Annotated in this window: 20 protein-coding genes; 1 reads left to right on the plus strand and 19 read right to left on the minus strand. The window is 35.1% G+C overall.

Annotated features, from left to right (window positions below):
* Positions 1-24: 24 nt before the first annotated feature.
* From JM172_RS00720 to JM172_RS00800, 17 genes are all read right to left on the minus strand, one after another.
* Entirely contained in the window at positions 25-1,167 is a 1,143-nt protein-coding gene (locus JM172_RS00720; RefSeq protein ID WP_214480434.1) for a D-alanyl-D-alanine carboxypeptidase family protein, read from the minus strand.
* A gap of 226 nt (positions 1,168-1,393) precedes the next feature.
* Positions 1,394-2,698 (minus strand): pyrimidine-nucleoside phosphorylase, encoded by a 1,305-nt coding sequence (locus JM172_RS00725; protein WP_214480124.1) that lies wholly within the window; start codon positions 2,696-2,698, stop codon positions 1,394-1,396.
* Between the two features lie 182 nt (positions 2,699-2,880).
* On the minus strand, positions 2,881-3,702 hold the full coding sequence (locus tag JM172_RS00730) for a purine-nucleoside phosphorylase (RefSeq protein ID WP_214480125.1): 822 nt from the start codon (positions 3,700-3,702) through the stop codon (positions 2,881-2,883).
* 14 nt (positions 3,703-3,716) lie between these two features.
* Entirely contained in the window at positions 3,717-4,901 is a 1,185-nt protein-coding gene (gene deoB, locus JM172_RS00735; RefSeq protein ID WP_214480126.1) for a phosphopentomutase, read from the minus strand.
* Between the two features lie 406 nt (positions 4,902-5,307).
* Positions 5,308-6,201, minus strand: coding sequence for a site-specific tyrosine recombinase XerD (xerD, locus tag JM172_RS00740; RefSeq protein WP_214480127.1), 894 nt, complete (start codon positions 6,199-6,201; stop codon positions 5,308-5,310).
* A gap of 6 nt (positions 6,202-6,207) precedes the next feature.
* The gene (locus JM172_RS00745; RefSeq protein ID WP_214480128.1) at positions 6,208-6,432 is read right to left on the minus strand and encodes a YqzK family protein; all 225 of its coding nucleotides are present in this window, start codon (positions 6,430-6,432) and stop codon (positions 6,208-6,210) included.
* Between the two features lie 364 nt (positions 6,433-6,796).
* On the minus strand, positions 6,797-7,246 hold the full coding sequence (fur, locus tag JM172_RS00750) for a ferric iron uptake transcriptional regulator (RefSeq protein ID WP_214480129.1): 450 nt from the start codon (positions 7,244-7,246) through the stop codon (positions 6,797-6,799).
* A gap of 109 nt (positions 7,247-7,355) precedes the next feature.
* Complete coding sequence (spoIIM, locus tag JM172_RS00755; protein WP_214480130.1) at positions 7,356-8,000, minus strand: stage II sporulation protein M; 645 nt, start codon at positions 7,998-8,000, stop codon at positions 7,356-7,358.
* 231 nt (positions 8,001-8,231) lie between these two features.
* Positions 8,232-9,269 carry an anthranilate phosphoribosyltransferase gene (locus JM172_RS00760; RefSeq protein ID WP_214480131.1) on the minus strand — a complete coding sequence of 346 codons (1,038 nt, stop codon included), beginning with the start codon at positions 9,267-9,269 and terminating at the stop codon, positions 8,232-8,234.
* 314 nt (positions 9,270-9,583) lie between these two features.
* Positions 9,584-11,707 (minus strand): assimilatory nitrate reductase catalytic subunit NasC, encoded by a 2,124-nt coding sequence (nasC, locus tag JM172_RS00765; protein WP_214480132.1) that lies wholly within the window; start codon positions 11,705-11,707, stop codon positions 9,584-9,586.
* 10 nt (positions 11,708-11,717) lie between these two features.
* Entirely contained in the window at positions 11,718-12,023 is a 306-nt protein-coding gene (gene nirD, locus JM172_RS00770; protein WP_214480133.1) for a nitrite reductase small subunit NirD, read from the minus strand.
* Between the two features lie 11 nt (positions 12,024-12,034).
* On the minus strand, positions 12,035-14,458 hold the full coding sequence (nirB, locus tag JM172_RS00775; protein WP_214480435.1) for a nitrite reductase large subunit NirB: 2,424 nt from the start codon (positions 14,456-14,458) through the stop codon (positions 12,035-12,037).
* A gap of 321 nt (positions 14,459-14,779) precedes the next feature.
* The gene (locus JM172_RS00780) at positions 14,780-16,228 is read right to left on the minus strand and encodes a NarK family nitrate/nitrite MFS transporter (RefSeq protein ID WP_214480134.1); all 1,449 of its coding nucleotides are present in this window, start codon (positions 16,226-16,228) and stop codon (positions 14,780-14,782) included.
* A 290-nt stretch (positions 16,229-16,518) separates the two neighbouring features.
* Positions 16,519-17,082, minus strand: coding sequence for a hypothetical protein (locus JM172_RS00785; protein WP_214480135.1), 564 nt, complete (start codon positions 17,080-17,082; stop codon positions 16,519-16,521).
* 98 nt (positions 17,083-17,180) lie between these two features.
* Positions 17,181-18,341: an endonuclease Q family protein gene (locus JM172_RS00790; RefSeq protein ID WP_214480136.1), complete on the minus strand. Its 1,161-nt coding sequence runs from the start codon at positions 18,339-18,341 to the stop codon at positions 17,181-17,183.
* A gap of 24 nt (positions 18,342-18,365) precedes the next feature.
* The gene (locus JM172_RS00795) at positions 18,366-18,926 is read right to left on the minus strand and encodes an NUDIX hydrolase (RefSeq protein WP_214480137.1); all 561 of its coding nucleotides are present in this window, start codon (positions 18,924-18,926) and stop codon (positions 18,366-18,368) included.
* Between the two features lie 11 nt (positions 18,927-18,937).
* Positions 18,938-19,477, minus strand: coding sequence for a cysteine hydrolase family protein (locus JM172_RS00800; protein WP_214480138.1), 540 nt, complete (start codon positions 19,475-19,477; stop codon positions 18,938-18,940).
* A 229-nt stretch (positions 19,478-19,706) separates the two neighbouring features.
* On the opposite strand from JM172_RS00800, the gene JM172_RS00805 reads away from it, so the two are divergent.
* Entirely contained in the window at positions 19,707-20,624 is a 918-nt protein-coding gene (locus JM172_RS00805; RefSeq protein WP_214480139.1) for an aldo/keto reductase, read from the plus strand.
* Positions 20,625-20,730: 106 nt separating this feature from the next.
* On the opposite strand, the gene JM172_RS00810 is transcribed toward JM172_RS00805, so the two are convergent.
* On the minus strand, positions 20,731-21,249 hold the full coding sequence (locus tag JM172_RS00810; RefSeq protein WP_214480140.1) for a GrpB family protein: 519 nt from the start codon (positions 21,247-21,249) through the stop codon (positions 20,731-20,733).
* A 55-nt stretch (positions 21,250-21,304) separates the two neighbouring features.
* Complete coding sequence (locus JM172_RS00815; protein ID WP_214480436.1) at positions 21,305-21,562, minus strand: YqkE family protein; 258 nt, start codon at positions 21,560-21,562, stop codon at positions 21,305-21,307.
* Positions 21,563-21,569: the final 7 nt, after the last annotated feature.

Raw genomic sequence — 21,569 nt, forward strand, 5'->3', positions numbered from 1 at the left:
AAAACTAGTGAAGATTCGGCAAAACTATTCTGTTTTAGTCAACATTTCTACAGATCGCTTCATCAGTTGCCACAAATTAGCAGCCTTAACATCTTCATTAGCAATTAGATCACTTTTTATAAGAACTTCATTATCCTTTTTCAAAATTATAGTTCCGAGCTGATCACCTTTTTTTACTGGTGCAATAATTTTGTCTTTTAATATGACTTCTTCAGTAACGTTATCTTGCGATTCTCCTTTTTTCATAAGAAGTGAAATGGGTTCTGTTGTCACTACATCAACTTCTTCTTTCATCCCTTTATTTATCTTTGCTTTCGATACGAGTTCATTACGTTTATATTTAGGCATCGTTTGATAATGAGCAAATGCATAATCTAACATCTTAGATACTTGGGCATTTCTGGACTTTGTTGTCGGCGCTCCAAAGACTACTGCTATCACCCTCATATCATTTTTTTTCGCTGTTGCTGTTAAGCAATACTTTGCTTCATTTGTATAACCTGTCTTCACACCATCTACGCCTTCATAAAACTTAACAAGTCTATTTGTGTTAACTAACCAAAATTTTTTATCAGTGTTTTCCCTTAAATAGTCGTCATATTTCCCTGTATATTTCGTTATTTCTTCATATTTCAATAATTCTTTCGCAATAATTGCCATATCAAAAGATGTACTAAAATGTTCATTGGCAGGTAAACCCGTTGAATTTTGGAATACTGTATTTTCTAACTTTAACTGCTTCGCTTTATTATTCATCATGGCTACAAATGCCTCTTCAGACCCTGCAATACGTTCAGCCATAGCAACTGATGCATCATTCCCTGAACCGATTGCAATCCCTTTTAGCATCTCTTGGACAGTCATCTCTTCTCCCGGAGAAAGAAAAATTTGTGACCCTCCCATTGAAGCCGCATATTCACTAGTTCGAATTTTTTCATCTAATGTAACTGTTCCCTTGTCTATCGCTTCCATAATGAGTAACATAGTCATAATTTTAGTCATACTTGCAGGTGGTAGTCTTTCATGTGCATTCTTTTCATATAGTATATTACCTGTGTCTCTTTCAATTAAAATACCTGACTTAGCATCTTCAACTAACTGTACTGTTGTTTCTTCTGCTGAAGCATATGATGATATCGACAGCATAAAAAAAATGATTGTTGTCATAGAGCAGAAAATTTTAGACAAATTCAAGTCCTCCATTCTTATCTAGTTTTTACGCCATTATTTCGATATTAAGAGAATTTTAAAGGTAGAATATTTTTGTATTGAAATATTATACAATACATATCATTTTTTCCATGTGCTATTTTTTTATACATTAAAAATGTTTTTAAACGATAAATTCACAAAAAAAAATAACCACCCTTTGGGTGGTTATTTAATGTTCATCTTAAGCAATAACATGATGAATGTATGTTGTCTTTTTAGCAACTTGTTCCTGTATAATTGTGTATGCAGATAACAATGTATTTTCTGCTTCTGTTACGTCTTGTATGTTGCTGTGGAATACACACAATGTGTCACCTTCGTTAATCTGATCTCCTACTTTTTTCTTTAACGAAATACCAGCGGAGTGATCAATTACATCGTCTTTTTTCTTTCTACCTGCTCCAAGCATCATTGCTGAAACTCCAACAAGTTCAGCATTGATTTCACTTACGTATCCACTTGAAGTAGCCTTAATTTCTTTATGATATTTCGCTTGTGGCAATTTAGATGTATCATCAACAACTGCCGAATTTCCACTTTGAGATTCGATAAATCGTTTAAGAGTTTCAATTGCTTTGCCTGAGCTTATCACTTCTTCCAAACTTTTAAACGCTTCCTCAAAATCTTGATAAATTCCACCTAATACTGTCATATGTGAAGATATCGTTAAGGCAATTTCTCTTAAGTCATCCACTCTACTACCTTGTAATACTTCGATAGCCTCTCTAATCTCGTTTGCATTTCCTACTTCATAACCGAGCGGTTGGTTCATATCACTAATAACAGCAACTGTTTTTCTACCTGTATTCTTACCGATATCAACCATTGTTTGAGCTAACGATTTAGCATCTTCAGTTGATTTCATAAACGCACCAGAGCCTGTCTTTACATCAAGAACGATACTCTCAGCACCAGAGGCAATTTTCTTACTCATCACTGAGCTTGCAATCATTGGAATACTATCTACAGTTGCAGTCACATCTCTTAGCGCGTACAATTTTTTATCAACTGGCGCAAGGTTGGCACTTTGACCTACAATAGCTATCTTATTATTATTTACATTTTCGATAAACTGTTCACTAGTTAACTCTATTTGGAAGCCTTCAATCGATTCTAATTTGTCAAGAGTTCCGCCTGTATGTCCAAGTCCTCTTCCAGACATTTTTGCTACAGGAACGCCTACAGCCGCTACTAGAGGAGCAACTATTAAACTAATTTTATCACCAACTCCACCGGTTGAATGCTTGTCCACCTTGACTCCTTCAATTGCAGATAAATCGACTACATCACCAGAATTAACCATCGCCATTGTTAAATCTGAAATTTCTTGTTCGTTCATACCTTTAAAGTATATTGCCATACAAAGAGAAGAGATTTGGTAATCAGGAATGTCACCGTTTCCATAACCTTCAACAATAAATTTAATTTCCTCTGTTGTTAATACTTCACCATGTTTTTTCTTTTGAATCAAGTCCACCATTCTCATAATCAAACATCTCCGTTCTCCAATAGGTGTTGTTATTTTTCATTTATCAAGCTGCTCTTAATGTGTCATAAACCCTACAGTAGTTGTTAAATTCACTTCTATAGGGTTTTTACACACATTTACACGTTGTTGTTTTATAAGATTATTCAAAAGGCTAATGATGTAATAAGTTCTCTGTCCACTTAACGAGACATTTCTTTCACGATCGTTTTAACAAAAGCTAGAAAGTTCGCTTTTACCATTTCAGTTGTTTCAATTACTTCATCATGTGTTAAAGGCTGATCTAATATTCCTGACGCCATATTGGATATACATGAGATTCCGATTACATCCATACCTGAATGACGTGCAACGATGACTTCAGGAACTGTGGACATTCCTACTGCATCTCCTCCAAGAGTTCTGAACATCCGTATCTCTGCAGGTGTTTCATAAGAAGGTCCTGTAGCACCTACATAAACACCTTCTTGAATATTAATAGAAAGTTTATTTGCAATCCCTTTTGCTAGCTGCTGTAATTCTTTATTATAAGGTTCAGACATATCCGGGAACCTTACTCCTAACTCTGCATCATTTGGGCCAATTAAAGGATTTGTCCCCATGAAATTAATATGATCAGTAATGAGCATTAAATCTCCTGGCTTAAATGATTCGTTTACACCACCTGCGGCATTTGTTACTATCATCTTTTTTATACCAAGTTGGTTTAAAACTCTAATTGGAAAAGTCACTTTATCAAAGGAATAGCCCTCGTAAAAGTGAAATCTCCCTTGCATTGCTACAACTGTTTTCCCTTGCAATTGTCCAAAAACTAATTGTCCAGCATGACCTTCTACAGTTGAAACAGGAAATTCAGGTATGTCTTCATATGGAATTTTCACAGCTGATTCAATTTCATCAGCTAATACACCTAGGCCTGAACCTAACACAAGACCTATTTCAGGGGTTGTAGGAAATTTTTCCTTTAAGTAGTTAGCCGCTTTGTTAATAGCTTCCAAATTCATTCAATTCTCCTCCTCTATTTCATTTCTGATAAAAAGCTTTTCCCGTATTTTGGCATATTAATATCGAAATTATGAGCAATTGTTGCACCAATATCAGCAAACGTCTCTCTTATTGATAATTGATTTCCTTCTTTCATGCTAGGACTATAGGCTAATAAAGGTACATATTCTCTCGTATGGTCAGTACCATAATGTATCGGATCATTCCCATGGTCGGCAGTAATAATGAGTAAATCATCTTCTTTAAGATTCTCTAATACTTTAGGGAGTCGAGCGTCAAATTCTTCCAACGCATCACCATAACCTTGTGGATCTCGGCGATGACCAAATAATGCATCAAAATCAACTAAATTTACGAAGCTGATTCCGGTAAAATCCATCTTTAATGAATCAACTAACTTATCCATTCCATCCATATTTGACTTCGTTCTTAGTGATTTTGTAACCCCTTCTCCATCATAAATGTCAGAAATTTTGCCAATTGCAATGACATCAAAGTTATTATCCTTCAATTCATTCATTACCGTTCTTCCGAAAGGCTTTAACGCATAATCATGACGATTAGCAGTTCTTTCGAAATTGCCTGGTTCACCAATAAACGGACGAGCAATAACACGACCTACCATATATTTTTCATCGAGTGTTAGTTCACGAGCAATTTTACATATCTTATATTGTTCCTCGATTGGAATGATCTCTTCATGCGCAGCGATTTGTAACACAGAGTCTGCTGATGTATAAACTATTAAAGCACCCGTTTCCATGTGCTCTTGCCCTAATTCATCTAAAATACCTGTCCCACTTGCAGGTTTATTACCAATTACTTTACGTCCCGTTCTACTCTCTAGCTCATCTATAAGCTCTTTCGGAAACCCATCAGGAAATACTTGGAATGGCGTTTCAATATTCAAGCCCATTATTTCCCAATGTCCAGTCATTGTATCTTTTCCATTTGATGACTCTTGCATTTTTGTATAGTAAGCTAAAGGCGACTTCGCTTTGTCAATTCCTTTTATAACCTCAATATTACTTAACCCTAGCTTTGCCATATGAGGCATATTTAAGCCTCCGCGATGCTCTGCAATATGTCCTAAAGTATTAGCACCTTTATCTCCAAATTTCTCTGCATCTGGAGCTTCACCAATTCCAACTGAATCCATTACAACTAAAAAAATTCGCTTATATGAATGCGCTGACATAAAATAACCTCCTAAATCTATCTTTTTCAATAAAAGATATCATTCCCATTAACGTTCATATTAACCAATAAAAACCTTTAACAAGCATCACTTGTCTGAGGTCTGACAACCATAGTATAAGCCTTTTCATACTCATATTGCAAACAATAAAAAATGAACATTTCATGAATAAAATAATAATACGAAAACAACCATTTATCCAACAAGGTCTGAGGTACTTGATCTAACGTATTACGAGAAAAAGAAAAAGCCACCATAAAGTCTTTTCTCTTTATAGCGGCTTTGCTGTATTGTCTGAGTTATATCTTCTAGCCTCTCGTGTTGAAGGCATGTTCTATCCCTCAAAGTCTACTTGTGAACGAGCTCTTATTAAACATAGCTAGTTGAGACACTTCTTCTCTTCTGTTTATGCTCTTGGATGATACATATTATAAACATCTTTTAATCTTGCTTTCGTTACATGTGTATATATTTGAGTAGTTGAAATATCTGCATGACCCAACATTTCTTGCACTGCACGTAAGTCAGCACCGTTCTCAAGTAAATGTGTTGCAAACGAATGGCGCAATGTATGAGGAGTTAATTCTTTTTCTATATTAGCTTTCTTAGCTAAATTTTTAAGAATCTTCCAAAATCCCTGACGTGTTAAGCGATTTCCATGATGATTTAAGAAAAGTGCCTCTGTTGTTCTCTTCTTGCTTGCCAATTCTCCTCTACCTTGATTAATATAGTTATGTATCGCATCTGTAGCTAATTTTCCTAAAGGAATAATTCTTTCTTTATTTCCTTTTCCAACACAGCGAATAAAGCCCATCGTTAAATGAACATCAGACATGTTAAGATGAATAAGCTCACTCACTCTTATACCCGTAGCATATAGTAATTCGAGCATTGCTTTATCCCTTAATCCAAATGAAGTAGTTACACTTGGAATAGCCAATAATGCTTCAATCTCACCAGCAGTGAGCACTTTCGGTAGTTTTCTCTCAGTTTGAGGTGATTCAATATGAACTGAGGGGTCATGGTTTGCAATTTTTTCACGAAGGCAAAATTGATGATATGATCTGATAGATGCAACATGTCGAGCAAGTGTTTTCGGAGACTTCCCTTGGTTCTTCAATTGGCTTAAAAAGTGAATGATGTGAACCCTAGTAATATCATTACAGTTCGTTACTCGTTCCACTTTTGCTAAATATTTATGATATTCCTTAAGATCACGTTCATAAGACTTGATTGTATTTTCAGCTAACCCCCGCTCAACTACTAAATAATGTATAAAGTCTTTTAAATGATCTTCCACATTCTTCTACTCCCCATTAAGATAAAAAAACTTTAATCGTTCTAACCAGCTTTCATCTTTATTTTCTATCATTTTCACTACTTTGACCGCATTCCCTTCTGGTTGATCATAGCGGTGATATTCTTGGTATTCTTGATTTATCCACAATATACAAAAATAAAACAAAATTGTACAGCCTGTAAAAAGAATAAATACTTTTAAAATATCATAAAAAACCATAAACCATTTCATCGTTTATCCTCCATTACAATCATCATATTAGAAGATATGACAAAAAGGACAAACTTTATACGTAAAAGCACTAAATATTTCATTAGTAAGTTCATTTTAAACTACTTAATATAAAGGTGCAGAACAATGTATAGCTTTCTATTCTATAATCAAAGGGTCAAATCAAACAGTCTCTATAAATTGTCTTAAGATATACAGAGTGTTTGGTTAGACCCTTTAGTCATTTTATTATTTAGACTTTTTAAAGCTTGTTTTACAAAATTTAAAATTATTGTTAACAGTTCCCTATTGTGCAATAGACCCTATAACCATTTGATATCGTTAAATTATATAAATTGAATTTTCCCTAACTAGTAAGAATGAATTACTCACTTTCCTTATTTTGACATTTTCTGCATATACCATGAAAAGTCAGTCTATGATCCATAATTTTAAAATTCCAGTCCGCTTCAACTATTTTCTCAACATCTTCTAAAAGATCTTCTTCTATTTCTTCTACAGATCCACATTCCATACAAACTAGATGATGATGAAAATGAGCCGCCCCTTCCTTACGAAGATCGTAGCGTGACACACCATCACCAAAATTAATTTTATCAACTATTTTAAGTTCAGTTAGTAATTCTAATGTACGATAAACAGTAGCTAAACCAATTTCGGGGGACTTCTCCTTAACGAGGAGGTATACATCTTCAGCACTTAAATGATCCTCTTCATTCTCAAGTAGCACCCGGACAGTCGCCTCTCTCTGAGGGGTTAGTTTATAGCTTGAGGAGTGCAATTGTTTTTTTATCCGTTCTATCCGATTTTCCATTAATATTCCCTCCCTCGCCGTTCATTACATAATTATAGCAAAGATATGGGAACTGTCAAAATAAAATGATTATAAATAAATAATTTAACCCTATATTATTTAATAATTATTATTTTGTAATAACCTCTAATACATTTTTCATTAAAACTGGAGAAATAAATGCCTCAAATGCTGAAGCTACTAATAATACTATCATTATAACTACCATAACAAGTGAGTACCGCATAAATAGCGGAAAAATTTGCTGATTAAATTTTTTAATAAATTGCTGTCGGATCATTTTCAAAGAAAATGTGACTGCAAGCGTACTTATAATAATAAAGGACGGAATGACTAACAAGTTTTGCGGAAAAATGGATATGAAGGACAACAACAACCCTTTAGCCTCCATTTGATTTACTAGGAACCCAACAGTAAAGCTCACAACAACTCCTTTTAAAAAAAGTAAAACGAGTATAAGCGGCAACCCAATAATGGACACACCTAGTAACCATATTAATCCTATATATTTTATATTTTGAAGATAACTTTCAATAAACTTATCTTTTGAGGATGCAAATTTACCTTCGGAAACTTGTTCGAAGAATCTACTTAAATAGTAGAAAAGATCTTGTTTTTGACTAAAGCTCAGACTGTTGACAACGATGGATCCAAAAATTACTCCCATAAAAAAGAGCACAGTAATAAATAAATAGATTGAAGAATGCTCTTGAATGTGTAATTGTAATATTTTCTGATACGATTGTTTTTTCATCATTCTCCTCCTTAACGGAACAGTATTAATAGATTGTATGATTTTAATTTAAAACTATGACAAACTATTAACTAGAAAAGAATGATAGTATAAGATTAGCTAATCATATTACAAATATTTATGTTCAAGGCTTAAAATAATAGTACGGTCATTTTTGCAAATTAAGTGATATGTTCGATCCAGCACAGGGCTCAAAAACCCACCTGTACAGGTGGGTTTACAACACCAAAATTAAGAATAGAGCGATTGCTGCCACTGGTTTAACTGAGATATACCTTTACCCTCATTTAGTTGCTCTGTCGCTTTTTCAATCCCTTCTTCAATTGTAGCTGTTATATTAAATAAGAAATACCTAACCGCGGTGTTGTAAATAACTTTTGCTCGAAACGGTAATAACTCTGGAGCTTGTTCACCGGTTAATATTCTTTTCATGATCGTTGCCTGCTCTTGTTTTGTAAGAACCTCATCATCTTTCTCATACTTTAACCCATACTGCTCTGGGTTTAATAAAAATGATTCTGCATGACTATTCGTTACCTTGTAAACAAAACTATTACGATGGGTAGGTAAGTCCTCTGATCCGTCTTCACCTTGGACAACATAGCCAACATCATAACTAGATTGTTGGATAATAGGAATGAGCTTATCTACTGCCGTTTTATGAAATACACCTACCATCATTTTTTTGGCATTTCCAAGATTAAGCATTTTCTCAACTGTATTAATAATTGAACGCACGCCAATATCTTCTCGAATATGTCTTATTTTTCCCAATGGCTCACATAGATTTTCTGTCCAAACAAAGCCGATTTGATTGCTCATAATTGAGTCCTCAATTTGTTTTGGTGTTGCATTTGTCTTAACCGATAATTCTGAGAGGATATCTTTGATTGTCATACCATGTTTAGGAGGTAAGGTGTCACTACTATGTAATAAAACTGGCACACCAGCTTCCGCTAATAATAATGAAGTAGGAACAGTTGTAACAAAACCTTTCCTACCATCATACGGACCAGCAAAATCGATTAAGTTATCTGAAATGGTAGATGGAAGGTTTAGCTTCTTTGAACACCTCTTAAGTTCATCGATAAAGCCAAGTACTTCATTGTATGTTTCTCCCTTCATTCGCTCTGCTATTAAAAAAGCACTAATCTGTGAGTCGGTTGCCTTACCACTTGAAATTAAGCGTGCAGCCTCACGCATTTCCTCATAAGTTAAATCTTTTGAACCCTTCTTTCCTCTACCAACTTCTTTAATCCACTGTTGCACATAAATCCCCCTTTTCAGTAATTAGCTAAGTGTGATTGTCAATACTATATCGCTTTTTTTTATCTATGAAAAGGAGAATGTATTATTAAACAATCAATTTCCTTAATAGTAGATGTTCAATCATCTTTGAGAAAACTCTTTTTTGCTGTCATTATTACCAAACCGAAATATGTGGTTTTATACGTTGGTCATCGTTATAGAAAAGAGAGGATGCTACGAACTCTAGTTGTGTATATATTTAAATCTAAGTACAAAAACAAACAACCAACGAGAAAACACTTGACTACATCTGCTTGATATATTTTGAAAACATGCTAAAACGGACTTATCTTTACAGCGCAAAGCTTAAAGCTTGGCATTTTACATGATGGGTCTAAGGAGGGATCGGTAAGTCGATTAATATTTTGTATGTCTCCCCAGTGAAATGGTACAAAGACTGTGTCACGTCGAATTTTCGGCGTTATTTTGCATCGTACGACGACACTTCCTCTTTTGGACTCCAGCTTCACAAAGCTTTTATCTTTAACTCCAAACTTCTTTGCGGCTAGCGGGTGAATTTCAATACGTGATTCAGGATAACGCGAGTTGAGTGATGAACTACGTCTAGTTTGCGTTCCTGATAAATAATGTGCTAATACTCTACCTGTCGTCAAGTATAGAGGGTAATCTTCTGAGATTGCTTCACGGTTAGGTGTATTTGCTATGACTTTAATTACTGCTCGCCCGTCAGGATGTGCAAATTGATCGCTAAAAAGCCTCTCTGTTCCTGGATGGTCACTATTTGGACAAGGCCAAAACAACTTTTCTTTATTTAACCTTTCATAAGTAACACCAGCATAATCAGCCCTTCCTCCTTGACTTGCTACTCTAAGCTCATTAAATATGTCTTCAGAGCTATCGTATTTAAAATATTCTCCTTCTCCAAGTATCGTCGCAATCTCACGAAGAATTTCCCAATCATGTTTAACTTCACCCGGTTTTTTTCTTTCACCATTTCTTAACGTTATTCTACCTTCTAAATTCGTCATCGTTCCTGCATTTTCTAAATAAGAAGAAGACGGTAAGAGTAAGTCTGCTAGTTGGGCAGTTTCTGAAATGAACATATCTACAACGACAAGAAATTTTAATTTTTTTAATGATTTTTCTACAAAAATCGCATTTGGATTAGACACAACAGGATTTGACCCTACTACTAATAACCCTGTAATCTCCTCTCTATCAATTTTCTCTATCATTTCATAAGCGGAAACCCCTTTGGAAGGAAGATCGAATTCATTCACACCCCAGACAGAAGCAATATGCTTTCGATGTTCCATATTATCTATAGATCGGTAGCCCGGTAATTGATCCGCTTTTTGACCATGCTCTCTACCACCCTGACCATTCCCCTGTCCAGTGATTGCACCATAGCCACAACCTTCTCTACCAATTTTCCCAGTAATTAAACATAGATTAATAAAGTTTCTAACAGTTTCATTACCATTTACATGTTGTTCGACACCTCTAGCAGTGAAAACCATCGCTGAATTTGCTTTACCATACATTTTTGCCGCTAGGCGTATTTGTTGTTCAGGAATACCCGTTTGCTCAACTATATCTGTTAATTGTATATTACAAAGAAATTGTTGTAGATCGTTATAGCCATGTGTTCTATTTTCAATAAAATCCTCGTTGTCATATCCTTCTTCAACCAACACCTTTAACATCCCATTGACTAAACTCCAATCAGTCCCTGGCTTTAATTGTAAATGTATATCTGCTATTTTGGTTGTAGCCGTTTCCCTTGGATCAATAGCAATAATAAACGCACCATTCTTTTTGGCTTTTAGAAAATATGGCATGATCGTAGGTTGACATTCAGCGATATTTGTTCCCGCTAAAATGATGCATTTAGCCATTGGAATATCTGACAAGGGGTTCGTCATACCACGATCGATACCAAAAGCATCGTTAGCAGCAGTTGCTGCCGATGACATGCAAAACCTTCCGTTATAGTCTATATGTCTAGTTTTCAAGGCCACTCTAGCAAATTTCCCTAACATATATGCTTCTTCATTCGTTAATGACCCTCCGCCATACACAGATAGAGCATCGAACCCATCTTCTTCTTGAATACTCTTGAATTTTTCCTTAATAATTTCTAAAGCCATGTCCCATGTGATTTTTACAAATTCACCATCTATCTTTAGCATTGGAGACGTAATTCGCTTATCATTAATCACATGTTGATGTGCATTTAATCCTTTTATACATAGCTTTCCTTGTGAAGTAGGATCCATTTTATTAGGAACAACCTTGTATTTCATTCGTTCAATGATACGTTCCTCAATCAATTGCATACTACACTGCATACTGCAATACGGACATTGGGTATTCATTATTTTTTCATTATTTAGTTGTTTTTGTTTTTCACGAAAATGTTTCAGTAAATCGTTCATTTATTCCACCCTACACAGTAAGTAAAATTTTGTCATTCTTCACTTCAACATCATAAACTTTTACGCAACCTGTATCTGGTTGCTGTACTTTTCCATCTTCCAAACATATTTTCCACTCATGCAAAGGACAGTAGACAACATTACCACTCACTATTCCTTCTGCTAATGTGCCACCGTTATGGGGACATTTATTTTCAACAGCATAAACTTCTCCATTAGATAAACGAAACAATGCAATTTCTGTATTATTTAGCTTTACTGATTTTCCTACCCTTTGAGGCAACTCACTATATTTTGCGATCTCTAATTTATTCATTTATATCACCCCTAAACTGTTGTTAACGAATAACTGTTATATAATTTATGTTGTTTATCTTCATCATTAACGACATCTTTCCATGGATCTTTTAGTGTAGCTAAAGCTACCTCAATTCGTTCATTTAATGACGAACGCACTTCCTCACTAGCCAATACATCACCAATCGCTGTCAAACCCATTCTCTCAACCCAAGCAGAAGTTCTCTCCCCATACTCCCCTGTTTCACGATAGTATTGAAGTATAGCTCCACTCCATTGTATAACCTCATCGGCTGTTTTCACTTTACATAACAGGTCACCTGCACGCAAGTTAGTACCTCCATTACCACCTATATATAACTCCCAACCATCACTTACTCCAACAATTCCAATATCTTTTATCGCACTTTCTGCACAATTCCTCGGACAAGCTGAGACGCTCATCTTCACTTTGGCAGGTGTATTTAATCTTTCAAATTTTTTCTCAAGATCTATACCCATCTGCGTTGAGTTCTGTGTTCCAAATCTACAAAACTCTGAACCTACACAAGTTTTAACAGTACGGATCGCTTTCCCATATGCATAACCAGAAGGCATATCCAACTCTTCCCATACCTTTGGCAAGTCTTCTTTCTTAATCCCAAGTAAATCAATTCGTTGACCACCTGTTAGCTTCACCATCGGAACTTCATATTTCTCTGCAACGTCTGCAATACGCCTTAACTCTTCTGCATTAGTTACACCACCATACATTCGCGGAACGACAGAATATGTTCCATCTTTTTGAATGTTTGCATGCATTCTTTCGTTTACAAATCTAGATTCTAGTTCGTCTACATACTCCGTTGGATGCACCATCCCTAAATAATAGTTTATAGCTGGTCGACACTTCGAACACCCTTCATCGGATTGCCAGCCTAACACGTTCATTACTTCACGAATATGAGTTAAGCCCATCATCCGTATATTTTCAACAATCTCATCTCTACTTAATGATGTACATTCACAAATTGACTGTATTTGTTCAGTTTCCTCAAAGCTTTCTCCTAACGTTTCCTTCACTAACTCACTAACAAGAGGTGAACAACCTCCACACGAAGTTCCAGCTTTCGTACATGATTTAACTTCTGAAACAGAACTTAAACCATTTGACTTTATTGCTTCAACAATCATTCCTTTTGTTATACCATTACACCCACAAACTTGATCATCCATCTCCATAGATGCAACGATTGACTGTTCTCCACTTCCATTACTTTGTCCTTGTACAAATGATAAAGGAGCCATTTCACTTATCAATGTTTGTTTTTGCATCATCTGAAGGAGCTTAGTTCCATCATTAATATCACCATATAATACCGCGCCAACTACTTTGCTATCACGTATAACGACCTTTTTATAAATATTGTTATACTCATCGTAAATTTGCATACTCTTGTCATTTACATCTTCTTGGAACTCTCCGGCAGAAAAAACATCTACACCTGATACTTTTAGTTTTGTTGAGACGACAGAACCTTCATATTTTTTATCATCAAGCTCATGCAATTTATTAGCTAATACTTGGCCTTGTTCATATAGTGGAGCAACTAATCCATATGCAACTTCTCGATGCTCAGCACATTCTCCAACAGCATAGACATGTGGTATTGACGTTTGCATGTAATCATTTACGACAATGCCTCTATTTGTTTCTATACCGCTTATTTTTGCTAGTTCAACATTCGGACGTATCCCCACCGCCATCACAACTAAATCAGCAGTAATTTCTGTCCCGTCAGCAAAGCGCAGCCCTTCTACCCGATCTCCACCAATGATCTCTTTCGTTTGCTTCTCTAATAAAAAATTCATCCCTTGCTTCGTAAGCTCTTCTTCAAGTAGTTTGGATGCTTTTGGATCAAGCTGCCTTTCCATCAAATACTTTTCTATATGAATGACATCAACTTCCATACCTAAATTCAACAAACCTCTTGCAGCCTCTAAGCCTAATAAGCCTCCACCTATTACGGCTGCTTTTTTATAATTTTTTGAAGCATCAATCATTCTTTCACAATCTTTAATATCACGGAATGCAGTTACTCCTTCTTTATCAGCGCCTGGAAGAGGAAGAATAAATGGTACAGACCCTGTAGCAATGATTAATTCATCATAATTAATTTCTATTAACTTATCAGTTATAACCAATTTTGTTGCCGTGTTAATTTCTTGTACTTTATGACCGGTAAACAATTCAATATTGTTTTCTTTATACCATTGCCAGTCATTAATCGTAATATCTTCAAGTGATGTATCTCCTGCTAGCACAGTTGAAAGTAAAATTCTATTATAATTAGGGTGTGGTTCTTCACCGATAACCGTAATTTCAAATTGATTAGGGTTCAGCTTAATAACCTCTTCAATACAACGAACACCTGCCATACCATTACCTATAAGAACTAATTTCTTTTTTTTCAGCACAAGTATCCCTCCGATGTTTTTATTTTTTAAGAAAGGCTCTTTTTGTAAACTTTGTTGCTGTTACCAACAAATAGACACCTTATAGAAGTGACTTTATATTTTAGTCATCATTTTATATAAGAAAAAATGTCACAAACTCTAGTTGTGTATGTGTTAATTACAATCAAAGCGAAAACATTAAGAAAAGCGTATGCACCTTTCCGACAAGCGCTGGAGACATTGTACATGAAGTTTTTTTCCTTCATGTGTAATGTCTAAGCGACCACGATTCGTAGGCACCTGGAGCTAAGCAAATTGTACAGCAATAGAAAAATTAACTTATCCAACGAGCTCCTCTTGTTTCGGTTCCATCGCTCCAACAATAGCTTCATTTTCCAATTTAGGTTCAACAAGAAAGAAAGCTGCGATAAAACAAGCGAAGGCACCTATGCCGATAATCATAAAAAATAATGATGGGTTGAGAAAGCTTAAAACTGTCAAGAAGATAACCGAACCGACATTTCCATATGCGCCAACCATCCCAGCTACTTGACCTGTGATTCGCTTTTTTACTAATGGCACCATTGAGAATACAGATCCTTCTCCAGCTTGAACGAAGAATGAGCATACCATCGTTAAGAGAACAGCTGCTACTAGTGACCAACTTGAAGAAATTTGCGACATAGCAATATAAGCTACTCCAAGACATAGAAGCAAGACCATTAATGTTTTTTTTCGGCCAAATTTATCGCTAAGCCACCCTCCACCCGGACGTGCAACTAAATTCATGAAAGCAAAGCTCCCACCAATCATCCCAGCCTGTGCAACTGTTAAATTAAATGTTTCTTCAAAGAACATCGGGAGCATCGAAACGACAGCTAATTCAGAACCAAATGTAATTAAGTAAGCAAAATCCAATATGGCTACCTGTTTAAAAGAATACTGTTCTTCTTTAGGTACCCCATTTTTTAAATGGTGTTTGTTTACACTCCATATTTTATAGACGTTAAATAAATATAAAACAGCTAAAACGATATATATTACTAAGGCAATATTTGCACCTATAAAATTCACATTTTTGAGTTTCCAGGTTAACAAACCAAGTACTCCATACAATGGTAAAGTCATCACTATGAGTCCAACCATACTCTTATAGCTAGTTATTTCCATCGCACCAGACCTCTTTGGAATCTGGTATACCTTTTTTGCAGGTGTATCTTGCACCGATCGATAATAGATAAATCCGTATATTAAACTAAGTAACCCAGTTAACCCAATCGCATATCTCCAGCCGTCATCTCCACCAATCCATAAAGCAATGATCGGTAAACTAAATGCTGCAGCTGCTGAACCAAAATTTCCCCATCCTCCGTATATCCCTTCAACTAAACCAAGTTGTTTTTGGGGGAACCATTCAGAAACCATTCTTATTCCTATAACAAAGCCTGCTCCGATAATTCCTAAAAAGGCTCGAGCTATAAATAACTGCCAAAAAGAAGTACCAAAGGCAAACACAAAACACGGTATACTCATAACAATTAGTAGAGAAGAGTATACTTTTCTTGGTCCGAAACGATCGACTAACATGCCAATAATGATTCTTGCTGGAATAGTTAATGCTACATTAATTGTCATCAAAACCGTAATCTGTTCTTTTGTTAACTGTAGCACCTTCATCAAGGTCGTATTAAAAGGGGCCATATTAAACCAAACAACAAATGATAAGAAAAAGGCAAAGGTAGTCATAAATAAAATCTTTTTGTTTCCTTCGTAAATATTTTCGTTCATTTTATCACTCCTTGATTTAATATCTATTTTCACACCGCGAATACATGTTATATTTCATAACATTTATAACATGTAATTTTCAGTGTTTTTTTAATAATTGTAATTATGCCATAATTTATGATCGTTGTCACTATTTTTATGTTATATTTTATAACATAAATTAAAGTTCAACATTTTATTAAGCAATAAAGTTACATCGTATGTTATGTTTTATAACATCATTTACAAATAAAAAAACAATCCTTTCTCACAAAAAGGATTGTTTTTTTATTTGATCATTAACATTCATACTAACTTGGATACTCTACCTTGATCCCGTTACGATCAAGTATCTTTCTAATAAGAATACCATTTTTATAGTACTTTCTTGCATCGATCTCAAATTCTAATTCATTTTCATATGCTAAGTGTAATACCCTTACGCCATCATTATTGTATATTAATTGTGCTTTCGTTACTTCATCCCACTTGTATTCTTTTTCTTTCATTGACAGTGGTGCATTAAATTTTATAGTATCGTGTGTCATATATGTGTAATCATTCATACCAAATAAAAAACAAGCAATTGAAATAAGTACAATAAGTGATGATACTATTTTTATTTTAATTGTATCCCCAAATTTTCTCTCTAAAGTGTAATATAAGATAAGACCGAGACCTAAGAAGATTGTTGCTATAAATATCCATAAATAAGCGGTTATATTTGCTGAGTAATACCAATACCCTTGATCGTAATTAATCATTAACGGTTGGATCATCCCAACAATTAATATAGGGATTATAAAGCTTGAGAATATTATTATTAATGAAAAAACGAGTAGAGTATTAGATGTTTTTGTGCTTATGTGATTCATAGATATGTGCCTCCTTGAAAATCTAGCTAATATAAACATACGTGGCACTATCTACTATGATTCACATTTCTGACATTTTAGCTAACGTCAATCTCTCCTTATTTTACTCTGCCGTATTTTCCTCCACCGCCTGTTTCTACACAAAGAGTACCGTTCCGTGCATTCATAATCGAATTAACAATTGATCGATTGACAACACGAAGCAATGATTTCTCTGGAACTTGATGTATAATCGCCATTTCAGTTTGAAAATGATCAAGTAATTTTTGCAATGTCTTCTTGCCAATGCCAGGTATAAACTCAAGTGGAACTTGGTGGATATAGCTAGGTCTATTTTCTCGCTTTGAATTTGTATTTTTTAGTTCCTTTAAACGATAATAAACACCCTTTATTATCTTCTTATGTCCGCATTTTACACAACATCCCTCTCCAAGTCTCATAGTTGCGAAGCACCTTTCACATACTGCGTGATAATATTTTCCTAGCTTAGGGTCAAGCCCATAATTAGCTACAACCTCACGATTACTTTCATTGTGCAAGGCTTTTTTCAACTCTTGAAAAGAAGGTGTTTTCATTTGAATCACTTGGTATTCTCGAGCAATTTTCCCTACTGAATGGGCGTCTGAATTTGATAAATACGTATAGTTATGTAACTCAATTATTTGATCTGCCATGTACGAATCTGCACTCAAACCAAGCTCTACAGCATCTATTAATTGGGGATCAAAAATTTCCGTTAGGGAAGAAGCTACACCTTTTCCGTACAAGCTTTTATAGGGAGTAAATATATGTGCTGGAATAAATAATCCCGACATTGATTTTACTTTTTGTTGTAATTCAACAGCCGTTCCATACATTCTTTGTGTACTTAGCGTTATATTTTTCAATCTACTTTCTAACCAATGTGTAAATTCTTTCATCTTTGCTAATGTTGGAAAATACACTAAAACATGAACTGGTCCTTTACAATGTTCATCAAACACTTCGATTTCACACCCAAGTATTACTGTAAGATTTCTATAGCAAAGCCCCCCTTCTACATGTTCAGTCATTTCTCCTTCACTTAAAAGGTCCTCAAGCTCATTTTGTACTTCTGGAACGTGGCAATCAATGATACCAACCATATCAAGTCCTTTACGGTTTAAGGCTTCATGTAATATAGTTGGTAACGTCATTGTTTTTGATGCAGTGATCTTTACAGGCTTACCTGAGTTTGTCCTTCCGAGATGAATATGTAAATCGACATAATATTGTTGCATCGTATAGGAGTCACATTCCTTCCATCAGTTGTTACTATTTTCAGCTAATTGCTTCATTTGTAGATGTTGAACAGCATAGGCTGTTTTCGCATCATATATTCGTTTTTCCGACATATAAGCTAATGCTTCATCTAACGTTAACTCAATTACATCAACGAATTCATCTTCATCTAATTGTGCTTTTATCTCTAATTTTATTAAACCTTCTGCAACATAAAGGTGAACAAGTTCATCTGCAAAACCCGGTGAAGTGTAAAATGATGTTAAATGAGTTAACTTGTGAGCAGTATAACCTGTCTCTTCTTCTAATTCTCTTTTTGCTGTTTCAATTGGTTCTTCCCCTTGTTCCAATTTGCCTGCCGGTATTTCTACAAGAACACGTTCTAATGGTTTCCGATATTGCTGTACCATGACAATCTTATTTTCACTTGTTACAGCAATTACAGCAACAGCTCCAGGGTGTTTTACTATTTCTCTCTTACTCGTTTTACCGTTCGGTAATTCTACATCCTCTACATATAAATCAATAATTTTCCCAGTAAACAGTTTATTTTTTTTAATTGTTTTTTCCTTTAAATGATTCATGATTTCTCCCTTTACCTTATTTCAGTCTTAAACACTGTTTCCATATGTGTTACAAACGTATCTTCATTCTCTGTAAAAGTTGCCATTTTATCACGATGTGCAACCGTTTGGTATCCTCGTGCATATGCACCGTAAGCAGTTAAAAAATTACAAATATCTGTACAGACACCTGTGACGTGCACTTTTTTTACATTTCTGTTTTGCAACTCTTCATGCAGTGCTGTGTCATAAAATGCATCATATTCAGGCTTCGGGATGTATACAACATTTGGATGGTTTTTATTCTCCTCAAACCATTCGGCTAAATCACCAAATAGTTCCTGCCCCCACGTACCCTTCACGTTATGCGCTGGCCACAATTCAAAATGCGGATCATTTTCTTCATGTGCATCCATACAAATTGCAACTACTTGATCATTCTTAATAAAATCCTCAGCCGCCTTAATAATATTTGCGACGATTTGTTGTGCAGGCTTCCCAACTGTTAAATTTCCTTTATCTGATACAAAATCATTACTCATATCAATAATGAGTAGTGCTTCTCGATTCATTTTTATTCCCCCTTCAAGATGTTGTTCAAAAGTTCTGAATTATATTGAACAAACTCATTAAATATATATAGTTTCAACATATTTGAGCTTACCCATTCTGTCAAGTTACAATATTGTTAGACTGTTTAAAAGGGCTAAATTCTTGGACGTGGTATGAAAAGTTCAATAAGAAGTAGTACGTCACTTAACATTCAGTCGATTAAGCATATAGTTCAAGGGGGAAAAGCAATTGAACAAAAGACAAGTAGGTTCTTCAGATTTATTCGTTAGTGAAATTGGCCTAGGTTGTATGTCATTGGGCACAGATGAAAAGCACGCAAAATCAATTGTTGATCATGCACTCGATCTTGGTATCAATTTTTTTGACACAGCTGATTTATATGATTTTGGAGTAAATGAAGAAATAGTCGGTAAAGCATTAAAAAATAGGCGGCATGATATTATTCTCGCAACGAAAGTTGGAAACCGTTGGTCTGATAACAAAGATGGTTGGTACTGGGATGCTTCTAAACAATATATTATAGAGACTGTGAAAGACAACTTACGTAGACTTCAAACAGATTATATTGATTTATATCAGTTACATGGTGGGACGATAGAAGATCATATTGATGATACAATCGACGCCTTCGAACAGTTGAAGCGGGAAGGAGTCATTCGTCAATATGGGATATCCTCGATCCGACCAAATGTTATTCGAGAATTCGTCAATAAGTCATCAATCGTTAGTGTAATGATGCAATACAGCGTACTAGACCGCCGTCCTGAAGAATTATTCTCAATGTTGCAGAAAAACAATATTCATATCATTGCACGCGGTCCACTTGCAAAAGGAATCTTAACTGAAAAACCGCTTATGAACGCAGGGAAAAAAGTTTTAGAAAAAGGATACCTTCATTATACGTATGAAGAACTAAGTCATGTTCGAAGTGAAGTAACGGCTATTTGTAACAACCGCAGCTTAACTGAAATTGCGCTTCAATATTGTTTACATAGCTCTGAAGTAGCAACTGTTATACCAGGCGCGAGTAGAAATGAACAACTTATTGAAAATGTTGAAGGTGCAGCAACAATAGGTTTAACAAATTCACAGTATTCAAAAATACAAGAGGTTACTAAAACTAACAAATATGAGCTGCATCGATAAGTTGGTACAATTTTCTTACACAAATTAACATGCGAAAAGCAGGCAAAGAAATACGTATAAACCATCTTTGCCTGCTTTACTGTAAACATCTATATTAGATAATCCCTTATCGATTATTGCTGTACCATTTTGCTGCTTTACGATCAATTTCTTTAATAAAGGCATCCTTCTCAGCAATATAACTAGCAATATCGTTTGCGTATTGTGTTGCTAGTCGCTCCTTTAAAGTTGCGTATTCCATTGCCTCATCGGAGTGGTTAATAAGATAACCTCGAAAGATAATATGACGTAAAACTTGTGGGTGGCCAGTTGGAAATACATGTACGTGGTGTGTTCGATGGTTACCGCCTTTTTGGAAGTAACGACGGTCCTCAACGCCATTTTCTCCTCTTGCTTCATAGCCAATGTTTTCCATTAAACCATTTAAACTATCTACTAATCCTAGGTCGTCGACTTCAATCATTATATCGATAATTGGCTTAGCCGACATATTTGGAATTGATGTACTGCCGATATGATGATAACTAGCAGCTAGGGTTTGATAAATATGCATTAATGCTTGTTTCTCCAAGTCAAATTGCCGACTCCAGTCTGAATTATAGCGATGTACTTCAACCTTTCTCATCTTAGCCTCCTATAAATTTGGTAGATTATGAGTAAAGAAACGTCTACCAATTCATCTATTTATAGTCATCCCAATTTAAATTACTTTCATTTAATAGTTCTTCAAAGGATTTGTTCTTTTCACGTTGACGACGTTCTTCTCGTTTTCTGTTTTCTTCATCTTCTTGTCTTTTTTTCTCTTCCATCGCTAATTCATTCTTTTTTTCTTGTAATTGTTGAAAAAGTGAAGAATTAAGTCGGTCTTTTACACTTAATGCATCATCATGACTCTTTTGTTTATGCTGTTTTTTATGTTTATTTTTCTTCATTTTGATCACTCCC

It is taken from the genome of Bacillus sp. SM2101 (assembly GCF_018588585.1).
GTDB classification, from domain to species: Bacteria; Bacillota; Bacilli; order Bacillales; family SM2101; genus Nanhaiella; species Nanhaiella sioensis.

What these genes read in the sequence shown, in the direction of transcription:
- JM172_RS00720 (WP_214480434.1), bottom strand. Translation starts at nt 1,167, where the DNA reads ATGACAACAATCATTTTTTTTATGCTGTCGATATCATCATATGCTTCA.
- JM172_RS00725 (WP_214480124.1), bottom strand. Translation starts at nt 2,698, where the DNA reads ATGAGAATGGTGGACTTGATTCAAAAGAAAAAACATGGTGAAGTATTA.
- JM172_RS00730 (WP_214480125.1), bottom strand. Translation starts at nt 3,702, where the DNA reads ATGAATTTGGAAGCTATTAACAAAGCGGCTAACTACTTAAAGGAAAAA.
- deoB (WP_214480126.1), bottom strand. Translation starts at nt 4,901, where the DNA reads ATGTCAGCGCATTCATATAAGCGAATTTTTTTAGTTGTAATGGATTCA.
- JM172_RS00745 (WP_214480128.1), bottom strand. Translation starts at nt 6,432, where the DNA reads ATGAAATGGTTTATGGTTTTTTATGATATTTTAAAAGTATTTATTCTT.
- fur (WP_214480129.1), bottom strand. Translation starts at nt 7,246, where the DNA reads ATGGAAAATCGGATAGAACGGATAAAAAAACAATTGCACTCCTCAAGC.
- spoIIM (WP_214480130.1), bottom strand. Translation starts at nt 8,000, where the DNA reads ATGAAAAAACAATCGTATCAGAAAATATTACAATTACACATTCAAGAG.
- nasC (WP_214480132.1), bottom strand. Translation starts at nt 11,707, where the DNA reads ATGAACGATTTACTGAAACATTTTCGTGAAAAACAAAAACAACTAAAT.
- nirD (WP_214480133.1), bottom strand. Translation starts at nt 12,023, where the DNA reads ATGAATAAATTAGAGATCGCAAAATATAGTGAGTTGCCTCAAAGGGTA.
- JM172_RS00780 (WP_214480134.1), bottom strand. Translation starts at nt 16,228, where the DNA reads ATGAACGAAAATATTTACGAAGGAAACAAAAAGATTTTATTTATGACT.
- JM172_RS00785 (WP_214480135.1), bottom strand. Translation starts at nt 17,082, where the DNA reads ATGAATCACATAAGCACAAAAACATCTAATACTCTACTCGTTTTTTCA.
- JM172_RS00790 (WP_214480136.1), bottom strand. Translation starts at nt 18,341, where the DNA reads ATGCAACAATATTATGTCGATTTACATATTCATCTCGGAAGGACAAAC.
- JM172_RS00795 (WP_214480137.1), bottom strand. Translation starts at nt 18,926, where the DNA reads ATGAATCATTTAAAGGAAAAAACAATTAAAAAAAATAAACTGTTTACT.
- JM172_RS00800 (WP_214480138.1), bottom strand. Translation starts at nt 19,477, where the DNA reads ATGAATCGAGAAGCACTACTCATTATTGATATGAGTAATGATTTTGTA.
- JM172_RS00810 (WP_214480140.1), bottom strand. Translation starts at nt 21,249, where the DNA reads ATGAGAAAGGTTGAAGTACATCGCTATAATTCAGACTGGAGTCGGCAA.